The organism is Algibacter lectus (genome assembly GCF_004368925.1).
GTDB lineage: Bacteria > Bacteroidota > Bacteroidia > Flavobacteriales > Flavobacteriaceae > Algibacter > Algibacter lectus.
The window spans coordinates 242819-258573 of record NZ_SORL01000009.1; the positions used below are offsets into that span (position 1 = coordinate 242819).

At 33.6% G+C, this 15755-nt stretch carries 15 protein-coding genes; 2 read left to right on the forward strand and 13 right to left on the reverse strand.

Annotated features, from left to right (window positions below; translation table 11 throughout):
* The first annotated feature begins 2 nt into the window (after positions 1–2).
* On the forward strand, positions 3–452 hold the full coding sequence (locus tag DFQ06_RS13620) for a Spy/CpxP family protein refolding chaperone (protein WP_133968234.1): 450 nt from the start codon (positions 3–5) through the stop codon (positions 450–452).
* Between the two features lie 9 nt (positions 453–461).
* Here DFQ06_RS13620 and DFQ06_RS13625 read toward each other — a convergent pair whose 3' ends face one another.
* Entirely contained in the window at positions 462–1187 is a 726-nt protein-coding gene (locus DFQ06_RS13625; protein WP_074937865.1) for an NUDIX hydrolase, read from the reverse strand.
* A gap of 173 nt (positions 1188–1360) precedes the next feature.
* On the opposite strand from DFQ06_RS13625, the gene DFQ06_RS13630 reads away from it, so the two are divergent.
* Positions 1361–2830, forward strand: coding sequence for a mannitol dehydrogenase family protein (locus DFQ06_RS13630; protein WP_235833545.1), 1470 nt, complete (start codon positions 1361–1363; stop codon positions 2828–2830).
* A gap of 73 nt (positions 2831–2903) precedes the next feature.
* Here DFQ06_RS13630 and DFQ06_RS13635 read toward each other — a convergent pair whose 3' ends face one another.
* The 12 genes from DFQ06_RS13635 to DFQ06_RS13690 all read right to left on the reverse strand — a co-directional run bounded on the left by DFQ06_RS13635 (position 2904) and on the right by DFQ06_RS13690 (position 15754).
* Positions 2904–3785, reverse strand: coding sequence for a carbohydrate kinase family protein (locus tag DFQ06_RS13635; protein ID WP_042505834.1), 882 nt, complete (start codon positions 3783–3785; stop codon positions 2904–2906).
* A gap of 1 nt (position 3786) precedes the next feature.
* Positions 3787–5283 carry a mannitol dehydrogenase family protein gene (locus DFQ06_RS13640; RefSeq protein ID WP_133968238.1) on the reverse strand — a complete coding sequence of 499 codons (1497 nt, stop codon included), beginning with the start codon at positions 5281–5283 and terminating at the stop codon, positions 3787–3789.
* Positions 5284–5305: 22 nt separating this feature from the next.
* On the reverse strand, positions 5306–6274 hold the full coding sequence (locus DFQ06_RS13645; RefSeq protein WP_074937873.1) for an ABC transporter permease: 969 nt from the start codon (positions 6272–6274) through the stop codon (positions 5306–5308).
* 26 nt (positions 6275–6300) lie between these two features.
* The gene (locus DFQ06_RS13650; RefSeq protein ID WP_074937875.1) at positions 6301–7824 is read right to left on the reverse strand and encodes a sugar ABC transporter ATP-binding protein; all 1524 of its coding nucleotides are present in this window, start codon (positions 7822–7824) and stop codon (positions 6301–6303) included.
* A 20-nt stretch (positions 7825–7844) separates the two neighbouring features.
* Complete coding sequence (locus tag DFQ06_RS13655; RefSeq protein WP_042495808.1) at positions 7845–8909, reverse strand: substrate-binding domain-containing protein; 1065 nt, start codon at positions 8907–8909, stop codon at positions 7845–7847.
* Between the two features lie 41 nt (positions 8910–8950).
* Positions 8951–9799, reverse strand: a complete 849-nt coding sequence (locus tag DFQ06_RS13660) for a hypothetical protein (RefSeq protein WP_235833546.1) — start codon at positions 9797–9799, stop codon at positions 8951–8953.
* A 345-nt stretch (positions 9800–10144) separates the two neighbouring features.
* Positions 10145–11209, reverse strand: coding sequence for a WD40/YVTN/BNR-like repeat-containing protein (locus DFQ06_RS13665; protein WP_133968240.1), 1065 nt, complete (start codon positions 11207–11209; stop codon positions 10145–10147).
* A gap of 113 nt (positions 11210–11322) precedes the next feature.
* Positions 11323–11991 carry an SCO family protein gene (locus DFQ06_RS13670; RefSeq protein ID WP_133968242.1) on the reverse strand — a complete coding sequence of 223 codons (669 nt, stop codon included), beginning with the start codon at positions 11989–11991 and terminating at the stop codon, positions 11323–11325.
* A 4-nt stretch (positions 11992–11995) separates the two neighbouring features.
* Positions 11996–12607 carry a toxin-antitoxin system YwqK family antitoxin gene (locus tag DFQ06_RS13675; protein WP_133968244.1) on the reverse strand — a complete coding sequence of 204 codons (612 nt, stop codon included), beginning with the start codon at positions 12605–12607 and terminating at the stop codon, positions 11996–11998.
* Positions 12608–12618: 11 nt separating this feature from the next.
* Entirely contained in the window at positions 12619–13419 is an 801-nt protein-coding gene (locus DFQ06_RS13680) for a YHYH protein (protein WP_133968246.1), read from the reverse strand.
* Between the two features lie 160 nt (positions 13420–13579).
* Complete coding sequence (locus tag DFQ06_RS13685) at positions 13580–14989, reverse strand: CotH kinase family protein (protein WP_133968248.1); 1410 nt, start codon at positions 14987–14989, stop codon at positions 13580–13582.
* Between the two features lie 18 nt (positions 14990–15007).
* Positions 15008–15754, reverse strand: coding sequence for a DUF2490 domain-containing protein (locus DFQ06_RS13690; RefSeq protein WP_042505845.1), 747 nt, complete (start codon positions 15752–15754; stop codon positions 15008–15010).
* Position 15755: the final 1 nt, after the last annotated feature.

Sequence of the window (15755 nt, forward strand, 5' to 3'; positions counted from 1 at the left end):
ACATGAAAACATACATTTCAACCTTATTCGTACTCTTATTTACCATAAGTGTATTTGCTCAACATAAAGATCGCGAGCGCATACAAGCGTTAAAAGTATCCTTTATTACCGAAAAGTTAGACTTAACAGCTAAAGAAGCGCAAGCATTCTGGCCTATTTACAATGCCTACGACGAAAAATCTAGAAAATGTAAATATGAAGATATGCGTGGTATTCGTAAAGAAATAAAAGATAATGCAGCTACACTTACTGATGCTAAAGCTGAAGAATTATTAGAGAAATTTGTACAGGCCGAAAACACATTGCACCAAGAGCGCGTTAACCTTATTGTTAACTTAAAGAAAATAATTTCTCCAAAAAAGATAATTTTACTAAAAGCTACAGAAGATGATTTTAACCGCAAATTATTTGACGAATACAAGAAGCGTAAACGCGAAGGAAAGACGGAATAACACTAAAGATTATACATTAACAATAAAGTCTTTTTCCGAAACTTTATCATAAACATCACGGCTAAAAACATACAATTTGGATGGTTTTTTAGCCGTTCCTTTTTTAGTTTCATTTAATGGTACAATATATATTTTCTTCAATACTTTCTTTCTAAAGTTTCGGTTATCGAGTTCTATTTCTAAAACCGACTCGAAAGCAAATTGCAATTCATTTAAAGTAAATTTATTAGGCATTAAATCGAATATTATGGGCTCTACCATAATTTTCTGTTTTAAATCCTCGTGCGCATCTTTAATAATTTTACTATGATCGAAGCCTAGCTCTGGCAACGCATCGATAGAAAACCACTTAAACTGATCTTCATCAACAATAATGCTTTCTATGGGTTGTGCAAAATAATAAGCAATAGTCATAGATTGCGTTTTTACACCATGGCTACGCACCCAAAGCAAATCTTTATCAGATTTTAATCGTGTTGGATTTCCATAGGTTCTAAATTGAGTTCTGTTAAATTCATTATACCCCGTAATACCTTCAAAAATTACATTGGCAGACTCCTCTAAGGTTTTACTAATAAAAACACGTCCACCGGTAATCATCCAATCGTCAATAACTGGGTAATTTTCATCAAACATATTCAAGGTTCGCTTTCGCAATAAAACGTTTAAACCCAAATCATTTAATCCAAAAATCACACAATCTACCGATACATTATCTCGCTTCCTAAAATCCATTTTTCACCTTAAAAATTCATCTGTAAAAAAAACAATAAAATATTTTTATATTCTCTAATATACAATGAAACCGCAAATTTTCAATGCAAATCAATATTTTTTTATGTAAATTTAAAAAGAATTTAAACACCCACACAATACCAAATAAAATGCCCAATTCTTTATATTTAAACATGGAAAATATAGAAGCGATAAAAGAAAACGCTTCTACCCCTCTGTTTGATCGCGACCAAGTTAAAACAAGTATTGCACATATTGGCGTGAGTAATTTCCATCGCTCTCACCAAGCCTATTACATGCACAATTTAATTGAAAAGCATCATGAATTAAGCTATGGTATTTGTGGTATAGATTTATTGGATTCCGATAGAAAAACTTATAATGTTTTAAAAGATCAAGACGGGCTTTACACCCTAATAACCAAAGATGCCACTAGCGTACATAAACCTAAAATAATTGGCTCTATTGTAGAATATTTTTTTGGACCAGAAAACCCAATGGCGGTTATTGAGCGCTTGGCAAACCCTGATATTAAAATAATTAGTTTAACCATTGCAGAAGATGGTTATCACTTAAATGAAATTACTGGTGAATTTAACCAAAAACATCCTGCAGTAGCAGAAGAAGTTATAAACCCGTTTAACCCGAAAACTGTTTTTGGATACTTAACACAGGCTTTTAAACTTAGAAAACTTCGCGGATTATCTGGTTGCACCATTCTATCTTGCGACAACATTAAGGATAATGGAGACACCATGAAGCTTTCGTTTTTAAATTACGTAAGTAAGAATGAACCCGACTTACTACCTTGGCTAAAAAGCAATACAACCTTTCCAAACACAATGGTTGACAGAATAACACCAGTTACCCACCACAAAGATTTAGATGCGCTAAAAAACGACTATTTAATAGAAGACCAGTGGCCTGTAGTTTGCGAATCTTTTACAGAATGGATTATTGAAGACAACTTCTATAAACAAAAGCCAAATTGGGAACAAGTAGGTGTTCAATTTGTAAAAAATATTGCACCATACCAAAACATGAAATTGCAGCTTTTAAATGCTGGCCATAGTATTTTAGGCGTTTTAGGCACTTTACACGGTTACAAAACAGTACAAGAAGCTGCCAATGATGATGATTTTATTTTATTTCTTGAAACTTTTATGGACCTTGAAGTAACACCAACTTTGGTTGATGCCAAAAACAAAACTATAGAAGAATATAAAACAACTTTAATTTCTCGGTTTAAAAACCCGAATATAAATGATAGTCTGTCTCGGATTTGTAGTGAAAGTTCGGCTAAAATTCCAATTTTTATTTTGTCAACACTAGATATTCAGTTTTCAGAAGAAACAAAAGATTTTAACCACATTGCTTTTGTAATTGCAGCTTGGTGTAAATATAACGATGGTATTGACGACCAAGGCAACCCTTACAACATAAACGATTCTATCAGTAATACACTAATTAGAATGGCAGCACTATCTCAACAAAACCCTATTAAGTTTTTAGAAATAAAATCGATTTTTAAAGACTTAAGTAACCATTCCGTTTTCACGGAAAAGTATTTTAAATATTTAAGCTATCTAAGAACACACAACATTAAAGAAAGCATTATAAACTTCAATGCTAATTTAATTTAACTCTATAAAACGAGAAAAGCTTTATGACCAAATTCATAAAGCTTCTCAAGCACTATTAACAAAAAACAAATTCTTAGCTGTTAATCATTCGCTTTATATCTGTTTCTTTAATTTCGGGATTTGCACCTTCGCTACTTGCTACAATGGCACCAACAGCACAAGCAAAGTTTAAAGCGTCTTGCGGTGCTGTTTTATTTAATAATTGTGTAACAATGGAAGCCAAAAACGAGTCGCCAGCACCAACCGTATCTACAACTGTTACCTCATAACCATCGTTATAATAAAAGGTATTATTAAAATACAAAATAGCGCCTTTACCTCCTTTAGTAACACAAATAGTTTTTGCCTGAGTTTCTTTCGCCATAAACTGAATAGCGTCTTCTAAAACATTAGACTTTAAGCCCAAATCACTTGCTATCTCTAAAATTTCATCGTCGTTAAACTTTACAAAATCAGCCTGACTCATTAAGTATTTAAGAACCTCAGCAGTATAATATGGCTGTCTTAAATTAACATCAAATATTTTATATTTTGCTAATTTCAAAAGCGCATAAAGCGTTTCTCGAGAAACATCATCTCTAGCTATTAAACTACCAAATACAAAGGCATCACCATTAGATACAATCGCTTTTACCTGATCGTTAAGCTCGATTTTATCCCAAGCTCTAGGAAACATAATATCGTAAGAAGCAGAACCTGTTTCATCTAATACTACTTTTACTTTTCCTGTTTTGTGAGTTGAATCTACCTGAACACCATCAACATTTACGCCTTTTGACTTAATGAATTTAACGATCTCCTCGCCATTTTCATCTTCACCAATACGACTAATCATAGACACATTATTTCCAAAAGATTGCAACCTAACTGCAACATTTAATGGAGCGCCTCCAATTTTTTTCATGGTTGGAAAAACATCCCACAAGACTTCTCCAAAACTTGTGATATTTGCCATTTTATATAAAATTTACACGATTAATATTCATTTCTAAAACACATTTTTCGACACCATGCTTTACAATGTCTTTATAAGCGCTAGTATAAGCTTCCGCAAAAAGTTTAGAATCTTTTAATTTTCCGAAAACAGATTCGATTTCTAAAAACGTGGTTGGACAATTTTTAGATTCCTTTGCCTTTTTATTTAAAACAGATGCCATAACATCTTTAACATTTATAGCCTTTCCGTTTTCATCACTACCCAAACTGTAAATAGCCCATGCCGCAGTTACTAAAGCTGCATGCTCAATATGGCCATCTAATTTTAACTGCGCATTTATAGTTGGTAAAATAAATATTGGGAATTTAGCCGAAGTTTCCGAGCAAATTCGATCAATTTGATCCTTAATATAAACATTACCGAAACGTTGTAGTAAAGATACTTCGTAACTTTCTAAATCCACACCTTTTAAGTCACTTAAAATTGGAGCAACTTCTCTACCCATATAAGCTCTTAAAAATGCATTTACACTTGGGTTGTTAGCAGCTTCATCTATAGTATCATACCCCATTAAAGCACCTAGAATTCCTAAAACAGAATGACCAGCATTTAATAACTGAAGTTTCATTTTTTCGTAAGGCTCCACATTTGGCACAAATTGAGCGCCTACATTTTCCCAGCTTGGTCTTCCTGCAGAAAAATAATCTTCTATAACCCATTGTTTAAAAGGTTCGCAAACTACTGGCCATGCATCATCAATACCAGAAGTTTCTTTTAGGCTTGAAATATCCGAAGGACTTGTTGCTGGCGTAATTCTATCTACCATAGCATTCGGGAAAGATACATGCTCTTCTACCCAAGCAACCAATGCTGGCTCGGCAACGCCTACATAACTTAAAAGCATTTTTTTAGTCATGTGTCCATTACCTTGTATATTATCACAAGACTGAATAGTACAACCTTTTAAGCCACGTTCCTTTCTTAATTTAAACGCCTGCGTTAAGTAACCAAAAATAGTTTTTGGAGCTTCAGCATTAGCTATATCGTGTTGCACTAAAGGGTTTTCAAAATTGAATTCACCTGTTGCCTCATTATAGTTATAACCACCTTCTGTAATTGTTAAACTAATAATTTTAACATCTGGGCTAGCCATTTTTTCAATTACTTTCTTAGGATCTTCTGGCGCATACAGTACCTCAACAATAGAACCAATTACACGCTTAGTAAGCGTACCATCTAGCTCTTTTACAACTAGAGTGTATAGGCCATCTTGCTCCTTTAAAGTATTATATATTTTAGCATCAAAATCTAGCAATGCTACACCACAAATACCCCAATCTGCATTCGATTCATCATGCAATAATTGATCGGTATAAAACGCCTCATGCGATCTATGAAACCCACCAATACCAACATGTACAATTCCAGTTTTCACATTATTCCTGTTATATTGAGGAATAGAAACCTCACCCTCAAACCTTGATAGGTTCTGGTTATTTAATTTATAACTTGTCATTTTTTCTAAGTATTATATGATATTATTTGCTATCGAAACGTTGAAGTAACACAGCAAAAATAATGATAGCTCCTTTTACAACTTGCTGCGGATAAGATGGTACATTTAAAAGGTTTAGAATATTTCCTATTAAACCTAAAATAAGCACACCCATTAAGGTATTTATCGCGGTACCTTTTCCGCCATTTAAACTTGCTCCACCAATTACAACGGCAGCGATAGCATCTAACTCCCAAGCCATCCCCATGTTAGGCGACCCTAAGTTGGTTCTTGATGCTACAATTACAGCAGCAGTTGCTGCTAAAGCTCCAGAGATAGCATAGACTAAAAACTTGTATTTATTAACTTTTATACCAGATAAACGCGATGCTTCTTCATTACTTCCAATAGCAATTATTAATCGTCCAAAGACGTTGTAACGCAACATAACCATAGCTAAAATCACAATTAAAAAGAATACAATGGCAATATTTGGAATACCTAATGTAGAATTATTTGCAAAGTTAGACATAAACTCTCCTCCTGGAGTTTTGAAAGTAATTGGAGATCCTTTAGAATAGATAAACCCTAATCCTCTAGCAATCGTCATTAAAGCCAAAGTAGCGACAAAGGGTGCCATTTTTTGAAATGCGACCAAATATCCGGCAATACTCCCTAAGGCAAAACCAATAACAATAGTTAGTACAATTGCCAATGGTAGCACCACAATATTAACTAGAATTGCAAAGGTAACCGCCAGTAAAGCTACCATAGAACCCACAGATAAATCGATTCCTCCGGTTAAAATAACAAGCAACATACCGATACTAATAATACCTATACCCGAAACTTGTTTTAATAAATTTGAAAGATTTGTTGATGTAAAAAATACATCCGAAATTAATGCTGAAAAAACAACCAGCAATATGAAAATGAAAATTGTATTATGTTTTACGAGAAACTTAAGTATACCGCCAGGGCTACTAAGTTGTTGTTTTATTGTTAATGCCATGATTTTTGTTTTTTGTTATAGTTTTGTTAGACTACTTGTTTAAGTTTTTCGCCAATAGAATAGCGTAAAATGTTTTCTTCGGAAAATTCTTCTTTGGTTAACTCTCCGTAGAATGTACCTTCGTGCATCACTAAAATACGATCTGCTATCCCCATAATTTCAGGCATATCAGAAGAGATGACTACAACTCCAACGCCTTTTTTAGCAACTTCATTAATAAGGTTATAAATTTCAATTTTCGCCCCAACATCAACGCCACGTGTAGGCTCGTCAATAAAAATAACTTTACTGTCTATACTTAACCATTTTGCTAAAGCCACCTTTTGTTGGTTTCCACCACTTAGGTTTTTAACATCGACCTCTGAACTTGGAGTTTTTATATTTAATTTTTCAATTAAACCTAACACATTTTTATACTCATCGTCCACATTAATAAAGCCTAGCTTTCCTGAAATACCTGCAAAATTGGTTACACTAATATTTCGTCTAATGGACAATGGTAAAAACACACCGTCTTCTTTTCTATCTTCTGAAACAAAACCAATTTGGTGTCCAACAGCACATACTGGTGAATTTGTTTTTATTTCTTTTCCGTTTAAAATTAAAGTTCCCGATTTTTTCTTGTGAGCTCCAAAAATAAGTTTTGCGGTTTCCGTTCTCCCACTTCCTCCTAAACCTGCAATTCCAAGCACTTCACCAGGACGTACCGAGAATGATACATCGTGAACTAAAGTATCTTTTGCTGTTAAGTTTTTAACTTCAAATACAGGAACATCTCCTATTTTCACATCACGTGTTGGATATAAATCTTTCAATTCTCTACCAATCATTAAACGAATTACTCCATCCGTATTTGTATCTTTAACAGCCATACTTCCAGTATCTACACCATCTCTAAGTACGGTAACAGAATCTGCAATTTTAAAAATCTCATCTAAATGATGCGAAATGTAAATAATAGAAATTCCCTTATCTCTAAGCTTAAAAAGGTTATCGAATAATTTTTTAGTATCCGTTGGATCGAAAACCGTTGTAGGCTCATCTAGCACCAAAACTTTAGTGTCTTCAGAAAGTGCTTTGGCAATTTCAACCACTTGCTTTTGCACAATACTTAAGTTTCTTACGGTTGCAGATGCATCAATATCAAACCCTAAAGAATCTATTAATTCTTGAGCATCTTTAGTAATTTGTTTCCAGTTCATCCAAAATTTACTTGCACCAAGTTTGTGCAGATATATGTTTTCGGCTACCGATAAATCGTTTACTAAAGATAATTCTTGATACACAACACTAATACCTAAAACCTGCCCGTCGTGAGTGTTTTTAGGACTAATTTCTTCACCATCTAAAATTACTTTTCCAGAATCTTTTTGATGCACACCACTAAGGATTTTAACCAAAGTAGATTTACCCGCACCATTTTCGCCAAGTAAAGCGTGGATTTCTCCAGGCTTTACTCTTAAATTTACATTTTCTAGTACTGAAACAACACCAAAACTTTTTGATATTCCGGTCATTTCAAGACGGTATTCATTATCTGAATTATGCATATCAATAAAATTTTAAAAGATTAAAATAATGCTTTTGGATCGTAGTACTTAGCAGCGTTTTCTTTTGTAATTAGTAAAGGCGCTGTGAAAGATGTTTTTTGGAAATCTCTTTTTCCGTTGATATATTCAATAGCATATTGAACAGCATTTTTACCAATTTGCACTGGGCTATTCATTGCTGTACAACCGTAAAAATCGGTATCCATAATATACTTAATAGCCTCTTTTTGTCCGTCTGCACCAGCTACAATTAAAATATCGTCTGTTTTACCAGCTTGAGCAATTGCTTTAATAGCTCCTAATACACAAACATCAGATTCTGTAATTACTACATTAATATCTGGGTGCGCTACTAAAATATCTTCCATAGCTTTTAAACCACCAGCGTAAGACCACTCTGTATAAGCTTGCGTTTTTACATTTAAATCTATTTTACCTTGCGTTCTTAATTGCTCTTCTGTAATACCTTGCAATAAACCTTGCTTGCGAGTTCTTCCAACAGGGTTACCAGCGTTACCACTTAATAAAGCAATATTCATTGTTTTGTTTCCCATTTTTTTAACTAACCACTCACCTGCTAATTCTCCGTTTGCTAAATTGTTAGACTGTATAGTTGTAACATAGTCTGCGGAAGGATTTATAGAACTATCAATAATAAAAACAGGAATACCTGCAGCTTTTGCTGCTCTTGTAACACCTACTAAAGCATCAGGATCTTTTGGGTTTAGCAATAAAGCGTCAACACCTTTAGTAATTAAATCTTCAACAGCTGCAACTTGTTTGTTAATATCATCTTGACCATCGGCAGATAAAAATACCATACCATTTTTTTCTGTATTAGCTTTTATACTTTGTAATAAAGCTTGATAATAAGGAGCATTTAAAGATGGTGTACAATACCCAATTTTCATTCCAGTTAAATCTACATTACTTGCTACAGTAACACCTGTATCTTCTGCAGAATTTACAGTGGCACTTGTAGAACCTGTTTGCTCTACACAACTAGATAAATTAAATATTAATGCAAGCACCATTAATGGCTTTAAACATTGCTTTAGAACCGAAGTTTTGTTTTTTGTTTTCATAATGAACGTTTTAAAGAATTATTTTGTTTAGTTATTGGTTATTAAAATATTGTAAAATCTACTTGAAGTACTGTTTTCTCTTTTTCTGGATTCCACATAGCAGTTACTCCAATTGGTAAATTATAAGTACCTAATTTAACATTTTTATTGAAGGTTGCCCCTACATTTATTAAATTACCAGCTCCTTCGGTATAAAAAGTTTTATCTGTTACAAAAGACCATGCGCCTCCTGCGAAAAGTGATAAGCTAGAATCTCCCTTTTCCCAAACCTTACTACTCACCTCAAAGTAATGCGTCCAAGAGTCTTCTAAAGAACCATCAGTTTGCACTTCGTAGTCTCCAGAACCACCACCAAGAATGGTAGCAAAATATAATAACGTATTTGGCGTAACATTGTAACCAAAGTTAAGATCTACAAAGTTATACCCTTGCGTTTTATCATAACTCCAGTAATGTAACACATCACCACGCTCTTCTACACCTGTGTAGTTATTGTGAGTAACCGCTTCGATAAAAAACTTATCAGAAAAACGATATTTTGTATAAATAGAAAATTCTTGATAGTGAGCACCAACATTTTCACCTGTAATTTTATTAGTGACATCTACTGTTGTTAAACTCGCACCGCCCCAAACACCAAAAGTGAATTTAGCATCTCTTGAATTAAACTCCAAATTAGTAGCAAGCATAGCACCTGGGTGCACAACAAACCCATGCCATAAGTGCATGTTTTTTAAATGAGCACCAGCTGTAAAAGCTTTATAATCATCGTTTACTACATCGTCTTGTCCCTGTACAGAGTTAAAACCTAAAAAAAGCACAGCTAGTAAAATAGCCTTAATAGAAGATAAATTAGAATGGTTACTAATTCTTTGAAGTGGTAGTTTCATAATTTCAGTATTTAGTTTAGTTTTTTTAATAACGTACTTTGGACGTTTATTTTTTCAAATATATATAATTATATTTAATATTTCCAAATAAAAAACAAAACAATACACTACAAAACAGATGATTACAGTGTTATTATTGCGTTAAATAAACCAAAACCCTTTACAAATAAGAGGTTTAACGTATTTATAACGCTTGTAAATAAAATAAGAAAAATTTAAAAAAAATAGTAGAATTTTACCGAATTCTAAATAAATGAAGTAAAATTCATAAGACTTGACAATTCCCAAGATAAACAAAAAATATTATTTTTCCTACAAATGCATTTCTAAAATGAAGACAATCTACTATTTAAAATGAAGTTTAGATACTCTTCCCGCTCCAGCAGCATAAGCGATTGAATCGCTAACAAAGCGTATAGTATAAAAACCATCATCACTAACATGTTTCCAAGTATCACCGGCATCATTAGAAATATCGATACCTTTAAAACCTACTGCAACCAATTTTTTCCCGTTAGACTGAGGAACATATTGCACACAACTCCGATATCCAGGGTTTGCTCCACTAGCAACAACCTGCCATGTTTTACCTCCATCGGACGTTCTAATTTTATTAGCAACATTAGCTTCAGGCTTCGTGTAATCGCCACCAATAGCAAAACCATGCTGGGCATCATAAAAATCTATTGAGTACATCCCTGTAGTTTCTGCGCCTTGTATAATAGGAGTTTCAAAAGCTTGCCATGTTTTTCCTTTATCCGGAGAATACAATATTCTACTCGACTTTCCTCCTGTTGCAACCCAAGTATGTTTACCTACAATAGAAATGTTGGTGTCGCTGGCAGCAAAAGCAGCTTCACCTTCTTTAGCTTTTGGTAAATTTTCGCATGGAATTTTAGACCAACTATTTCCTCCGTCTCTAGTAACTATAATACTTAAACATGTATTGGTAGGATCTCCAATAGCAACACCTTCTTGGTCGTTCCAAAAATCTAGAGCATCGTAAAATGCTTTTGAATGGTTTTCTTGATAAACAAGCCGCTTCTCGTCGTTTTTAACTTCATACAATCTTGCCGGACTCTCAATAGATAATCCGAAACCGTTTTTTGAAGTTACAGCTAAAGATCTAAAATTGTTTTTAATTGAATCTGGCGCTACAGCAATCGGGTAAACAATATTTAATCTTTTATCAGTATCACTATTATAAATATGTCCTGCTTTTCCGTCTGAAGTTAAAAAGAAAACCCCATTATTTTCCTTAACAATTTCTAACGCTCTAACGTTTAAAAGTGAATCTACTAACAAATGCCTAACCACAACGGTACTAAATTGTTTTTCTGGTAACTGATAATGGTTTCCACAAGACAACAAACTAAGTAACACTAAAACAATAAGGCTCATATTTTTCATAAGTACAAATTTAGTCAAAAATTAAAAAGGCTCCAGCTTTACGCGTGGAGCCTTTAGAGCTATTAAACAAAATTTAACCTACTATTAATACTGACCTAATCAAATAGCTATATTTATATTTCTTGTTTTAAAGCTTTAACATCGGTAATTAATTGAGCCATGGACGCTCTATTTAAACCATTATAAATTCCTCTAATATGTTTATTTTTATCAATTAATAAGAAATTTTCGGTGTGTAAAAAATCATCAATACTTTTTACTTCTCCTAAATCACTTTCAACAAAATAATGATCTCTTCCGAGGGTATAAATTTCATCTCTACTACCTGTTACTAAATGCCATTTATTATCTATAACATCATTTTTATTGGCATATGCACGCAAAACACTAACAGAATCTGTACTTGGCATTACGGAATGTGATAACAATAAAACATCCGGATCGTTTTTAAATTCCTCTTGAATTTTCGCCATATTGCCCGTCATTTTAGGACAAATACCGGGGCAGGTTGTAAAAAAGAAATCGGTTACATAAATTTTATCCTCAAAAGTATCTTGAGTAACTGTTTCTCCTGATTGATTTGTTAATGAAAAATCTGGAATTTTATGAAATGTTTTTTCTTCTTCTGTATTTGGCGTTAACCAATGTGGTGTAAAAGATTCATCGTTGTAATACGGCAAATAATCTACTCTACTATTTTCAACAACTTTAATATTTTCTTTTTTAACTTCATTCTTACACCCTGCAAAAACAAGCAGTACTGCAATTAATAGATATTTCATAATATTATTTTTTCCTGATAATTACTTCATCTTCTAGTCTTACACATGAGGTCGCTCTTCTCATTCCAAAAACACGACCATTTTTAGCTTCATAATTAACATACATTTTGCCATTAGCTAACCAAGCTTTTTGAAAGCCATGTTCTTTTCCATCAACAAAATTTCTTAATTTATTTAATTGTCCATCTGAAAACCATTTTCTTTCCGCACCTTGCTTTACGCCGTTTTCATAATAAGTTTCACCAGACAAAACACCATTTTCCCACCATGTTTTGTAGCTACCTACCAACCTATTATTTTTATAATAAGATTCTAATTGAAGCTTTTCATTTCTAGTCCAACGTTTTGCAACACCTTCTCTTTTACCATTGTAAAAACCCCATTTTTCTTCTAAAACACCGTTTGGGTAGTACTTTAAAGAATAACCATTGTAAGGCTGACCTTTATAATACCATATACCTTTGTTTCCGTTAAGAACCAATTCTTCTTTTAAAACCTCAACACTATCAATAACGATTAACTCACCTTCAACAGCACTAGCTGTTTTACCAGATACACCTTTCTCACAACTCGTGATTGATAAAGTAATAAGTATAAAAAAAAGAATTGGTTTCATAATTTTTAAATTTAATATCCTTGAAATGGCCCTGCAAAAAGAACATACGCTGGCTGATATGCATAATTTCCCGCAGCATACACTTCATTAATAATATGATAATGATACTCCTCTACACCATCTGTATATTGCGTAACAGATGTATGACCACCTGAAGCATCTAAATCTGTAGGCGTTCCTCCTGTATAATTACATTGTCTTCCATAAATAAAAACACCATCAAGCAATATTCCAACTAAACTATCATCATCGCTAGTAATTGGCGTAGGCTCTAAGTGATAATGATATACACCAGGACCTTTATGAGCTCCAGCCCAATCTAAACTTCCGGCAGCTTGATCTAAATCTCCTGCACCTTCTTGATCGTTAAATATAGATGCCCCACTAACCGCTATACCAATAGTATTTAATTGTGTTGCAACAGTTGCTCCAGTTAAATCTGGTGTAGCATCTACTGTAAAACTCGCAGCTTCACCTTGCCCTCCACCTATATAAGTATCCTGAGTTGTTTTTGAAACATCTGGCTCATCGATGTAAAGCGCATTATCTGTTTCCCAATACACTGAGGTATGGTCTGGATACCCAGTGGTTTCAATGTAAACTTCCGTACCATCATCAGATAAAATAGCCGTAACCGCATCTGAATTAAATGCTGCAAAAGCAGCGTGCAATTCTGTTACTGCCTCTTCTCCATCATCACTATCTGCTTCTTCAGAGCTACTATCTTCACTACTACTACACGCTAGTACCGACATTAATATCAAAGCTAAAAAGCTCGAATACGACACTATTTTTTTAATTTCCTTTTTCATTTTAATCTATTCTTTAAAGTTATATATAATTGATATGCTTTTTTAGATGTGTTTATAAAAATAAACTTGCGCCAATTTTCACTTTTTTTTGATAAAAAAGAGAAACACCCCAAAAACATTGAGTTTTTGAGGTGTTTTTTCTTAAAACTATTTACTAATATTAATCATTTAAGTAACTACTTACTGCAGATGCTCTGCTCGACACATGACTTTTTAATCCACTTACAGCAGACTGAAAGTCTGAACTTGAATTTAAAAACGTATAACCCGAAACCTCGGCATTTGCATATTCTTCTAGTAAAGATGAATAAGAATCATACAAAGCCTGCATAGCACTAGTTTCAAAAGGACCATCGACAACCTCCTGAACGTACGTATCGTATTTTGCTCTGTAAACCTCATCACTATAGATGCAACCAATTAATGGCCATGTTGATGAATTTAATCCTGAAAAATCTAAAGACAACGCACCTCCTTGTTTCCCTGTTTGTAAAGACTCGTTGTTATCCCAAGGAATCCAGTTTAATTTACCGGTATCAGGGTTATTATACAAAAAGTAATTATGCGTCATCCTACCATAAGTATCCCAGTTCTGAATAACCGTATTTACCGCTAAATATTTTAAATACACATCGGTATCAAAAACCGTTTCTAAACTCGCTCTCCATGCCTCCGCATCGCTTGTTCTAGAACTATCATTAATAACATCTAACAAGTTTGCAACATCGGTAAAATCAGCTTCATCTTCGTTTGTTTTTTTAACATATTCATCTTCATCATAAGTTCCGCTAGCAAAACTTGCCGCATCTCCGTCTGGTTTATATAAATTACCGTCGTTATCAACATATTGCGTATCAATAACCGTATCATCAACCTCTTCCACCAAAGTATAAACTCCAAAATATTGCGGTCCATCACCATGGTCTACATACACCGTATAAAACGCGGTATGTGACGCTACTAAACCTGCATTTCTAAAGACATCTGTCGCCACTTTTTCGCGCATCATAGAACTATCATCATAATTATTTTTAAGACTCAATTTCTTAAAGCCATAAAAGCGTTGGTTTTTTATTTGCGGATAATCATCTTCAAATTCATCAAAGTCAAGCTTGAATGACAACTTCAAAATACCAGCCTGCCAAGCACTTTGCAAGCTTGAATTTCCTTTAAAACGAATACCAACACGATACCATTCTTTATCTTGATAAAAAACTTCACCAGGAACAAAAACAGGATCTTCATCTGAAAAACCAGAACTACCACCTCCTCTAGAACCGAATGTTCCGTAAAGGTTAGTCATATCATCAAGCATAGCCTCCCAACGTTCTTCCGTGATTACAATATCCAAACGTTTCACAGTGCCATCCTCGAACACCTCATCAAAATCACCATCAACATCATTACTATGTGTTTCCGTTGTCCAATCTGTCGCTTCAAAATCAGTATCATCTGTAGTTATTACAACATCGTCTTCTTCGCCTGCCGATTGAGCGAAAGTACTATCATTAGCGCAAGAAAAAGCAAGCGCTAGAAAAGTAGATAAAAATAGGGTTTTTAAATATTTCATGTTTTTAATTTTAGTTTGTTAATTTTTCTTTTTTTTCGATTTATTCTTAATTGTATACATATATTTTAGACCAATTATATTGGTAACATCGGGTAAATCGACATTCAATTCTTTTTCAAAACGATAGAAAACACCAATCTCTCCAAAGTTTTTAATTTTATAATCTGTACCAAACGTTAATCTGTATTTGCTAAAGCCATTGTCATCTTCTTTTTCAAAATGATTAAATAGTTCTGCTGAAAATTTAGGATCCAATTTCCAGTTATTGATATTATATTCTACAGATGCTTTTAAACGAACATTCTGATTTGCATAATCACCCTCTTCTGAAGACACACCTAATTCATTTTTATTTTGATAACGCAAACGATAACCTAGTTTAAAATCATCTATTTCGTGTTTATAACTAGCATCGATATTAAAACGAAAATGATTCTCGTAACCTTGAATATTTCCTTGATTATCATTCTGACGAATATATCTAAGACCTCCTGCTAGTTTAAAATCTTTAAACAACTTATACTCAGCATTCAATTGAGTAAAATATTCATCTATCACAGATATATCCTCCTTTAACCGTAACTGCTCTTCTAAACTAAACGTCCATTTTTTATCTAATTTATACTCTAACCCTATGGTGTTCCAAGATCCCCAATCACTATCACCAGACTGTCCAAAACTTAAGCAACCACTAAGCATAGCAACCCATATAACATTTAATAAGAAGCAATGCCTTAACCTAACCCCTTTAATTTGATTCTTCATA

Excerpts from the sequence above, each read along its gene's own strand:
- DFQ06_RS13620 (WP_133968234.1), top strand. The coding sequence starts at position 3 with ATGAAAACATACATTTCAACCTTATTCGTACTCTTATTTACCATAAGT.
- DFQ06_RS13625 (WP_074937865.1), bottom strand. The coding sequence starts at position 1,187 with ATGGATTTTAGGAAGCGAGATAATGTATCGGTAGATTGTGTGATTTTT.
- DFQ06_RS13630 (WP_235833545.1), top strand. The coding sequence starts at position 1,361 with ATGGAAAATATAGAAGCGATAAAAGAAAACGCTTCTACCCCTCTGTTT.
- DFQ06_RS13635 (WP_042505834.1), bottom strand. The coding sequence starts at position 3,785 with ATGGCAAATATCACAAGTTTTGGAGAAGTCTTGTGGGATGTTTTTCCA.
- DFQ06_RS13640 (WP_133968238.1), bottom strand. The coding sequence starts at position 5,283 with ATGACAAGTTATAAATTAAATAACCAGAACCTATCAAGGTTTGAGGGT.
- DFQ06_RS13645 (WP_074937873.1), bottom strand. The coding sequence starts at position 6,274 with ATGGCATTAACAATAAAACAACAACTTAGTAGCCCTGGCGGTATACTT.
- DFQ06_RS13650 (WP_074937875.1), bottom strand. The coding sequence starts at position 7,824 with ATGCATAATTCAGATAATGAATACCGTCTTGAAATGACCGGAATATCA.
- DFQ06_RS13655 (WP_042495808.1), bottom strand. The coding sequence starts at position 8,909 with ATGAAAACAAAAAACAAAACTTCGGTTCTAAAGCAATGTTTAAAGCCA.
- DFQ06_RS13660 (WP_235833546.1), bottom strand. The coding sequence starts at position 9,799 with ATGAAACTACCACTTCAAAGAATTAGTAACCATTCTAATTTATCTTCT.
- DFQ06_RS13665 (WP_133968240.1), bottom strand. The coding sequence starts at position 11,209 with ATGAAAAATATGAGCCTTATTGTTTTAGTGTTACTTAGTTTGTTGTCT.
- DFQ06_RS13670 (WP_133968242.1), bottom strand. The coding sequence starts at position 11,991 with ATGAAATATCTATTAATTGCAGTACTGCTTGTTTTTGCAGGGTGTAAG.
- DFQ06_RS13675 (WP_133968244.1), bottom strand. The coding sequence starts at position 12,607 with ATGAAACCAATTCTTTTTTTTATACTTATTACTTTATCAATCACGAGT.
- DFQ06_RS13680 (WP_133968246.1), bottom strand. The coding sequence starts at position 13,419 with ATGAAAAAGGAAATTAAAAAAATAGTGTCGTATTCGAGCTTTTTAGCT.
- DFQ06_RS13685 (WP_133968248.1), bottom strand. The coding sequence starts at position 14,989 with ATGAAATATTTAAAAACCCTATTTTTATCTACTTTTCTAGCGCTTGCT.
- DFQ06_RS13690 (WP_042505845.1), bottom strand. The coding sequence starts at position 15,754 with ATGAAGAATCAAATTAAAGGGGTTAGGTTAAGGCATTGCTTCTTATTA.